Genomic DNA, 1,629 nt, shown 5'->3' on the forward strand with positions numbered 1-1,629 from the left:
ACCCTCTAGCTGGTCTGTCGCCAACATGCCAGTCCCGTCTACGCAAGGTTGAAAGGCAGACGCTTGCGACCGATCAAGATCGGCACCGGATTTTTATGACTGGGGCTGCGATCCGGCGTCTTTGGGGATGGGGCGTGGTCGGCCTTCCATGTCGATGGCCACATAGGTCAGACTGGCTTCGGTCACCTTCACATATTGCCCCTGGGCCGAGAAGCGCTCGGCGAACACCTCCACCTGCACCGTGATCGAGGTGTTGCCGACGCGGCTGATGTGGGCAAAAAAGCTCAGGATGTCGCCGACCCGCACCGGCTGCTTGAAGACGAACTGGTTCACCGCCACCGTGGCCATGCGGCCGCGCACATGGCGCGCGGGCAGCACCGAACCGGCCAGATCGACCTGGGCCATGACCCAGCCGCCAAAGATGTCGCCGTTGGCGTTGCAGTCGGCGGGCATGGGGATGACTTTGAGCACCAGCTCGCGGTTTTGCGGCAGGCTGGATTCCGGGCGCGGGCTTGATTCGGTGGACATGGGCACAATCTGGACAAGAGATCCAATATTGTCCTTCATGCGCCGCGCCCTTCCTACTGTCCCACTTCCAGCCCCTCACACCGCCAGCGGCGAGGCCGCGCCTGCGCAGAGCCGGTCCGACTGGCAAACCCTTGGCCGGCTGTTTCCCTACCTGCTGCAGTACAAATGGCGGGTGGGCCTGGCGCTGTCTTTCATGGTGGCGGCCAAGATGGCCAACGTCGGGGTACCTTTGCTGCTCAAGGAACTGGTGGACGCCATGAGCATTGCGCCGGGCAGCGCGCAAGCGCTGCTGGTGGTGCCGCTGGGGCTGTTGCTGGCCTATGGCTTGCTGCGCTTGTCCACCACCTTGTTCACCGAACTGCGCGAGCTGGTGTTTGCCAAGGCCACCGAGGGTGCCACGCGCAGCATCGCCTTGCAGGTGTTTGGCCACTTGCACGCGCTCAGCCTGCGCTTCCACCTGGAGCGCCAGACCGGCGGCATGACGCGCGACATCGAACGCGGCACACGCGGCGTGCAGTCGCTCATTTCCTATTCGCTCTACAGCATCTTCCCGACCTTGATCGAGGTCACCATGGTCCTGGTGCTGCTGGGCACCAAGTTCGACATGGGTTACGTCTGGATCACCCTGGTGGCGCTGGTCCTGTATGTGGGCTTCACGGTGGTGGTGACCGAATGGCGCACCCGTTTCCGCCGCGAGATGAACGAGCTGGAGTCCGTCGGCCAGTCGCGCGCGGTCGATTCGCTGCTCAACTACGAGACCGTCAAGTACTTCAACAACGAAGCTTTTGAGGCGCGCCGCTACGACGAAGCGCTGGAAAAACTGCGCCGTGCCCGCATCAAGAGCCAGACCACGCTGTCGCTGCTCAACGCCGGGCAGCAGTTGCTGATTGCCACCGCCCTGGTGCTCATGCTCTGGCGCGCCACCCAGGGCGTGGCAGACGGCCGCATGACGCTGGGCGATCTGGTCATGGTCAATGCCTTCATGATCCAGCTCTACATCCCGCTGAACTTCCTCGGCGTGCTGTACCGCGAGATCAAGCAGAGCCTGACCGACCTGGACAAGATGTTCGTGCTGCTGGAAAAAGAACGCGAAATTGCCGA

2 protein-coding genes are annotated in these 1,629 nt (G+C 62.8%); one reads left to right on the top strand and one right to left on the bottom strand.

Annotated elements, in window-relative coordinates:
- Nucleotides 1-93: 93 nt before the first annotated feature.
- A complete protein-coding gene (locus tag ABYB95_RS23135) occupies nt 94-528 on the bottom strand; it encodes an acyl-CoA thioesterase (protein ID WP_372662593.1) in 435 nt (144 codons plus the stop codon).
- Between the two features lie 37 nt (nt 529-565).
- On the opposite strand from ABYB95_RS23135, the gene ABYB95_RS23140 reads away from it, so the two are divergent.
- On the top strand, nt 566-1,629 hold a 1,064-nt coding region (locus tag ABYB95_RS23140; protein ID WP_372662597.1), incomplete at its 3' end, for an ABC transporter transmembrane domain-containing protein.

It is taken from the genome of Hydrogenophaga sp. (genome assembly GCF_041633695.1).
Classification (GTDB): domain Bacteria; phylum Pseudomonadota; class Gammaproteobacteria; order Burkholderiales; family Burkholderiaceae_C; genus Hydrogenophaga.

Coding starts and splice junctions, on each gene's coding strand:
- ABYB95_RS23135 (WP_372662593.1), bottom strand. CDS start 528: ATGTCCACCGAATCAAGCCCGCGCCCGGAATCCAGCCTGCCGCAAAAC.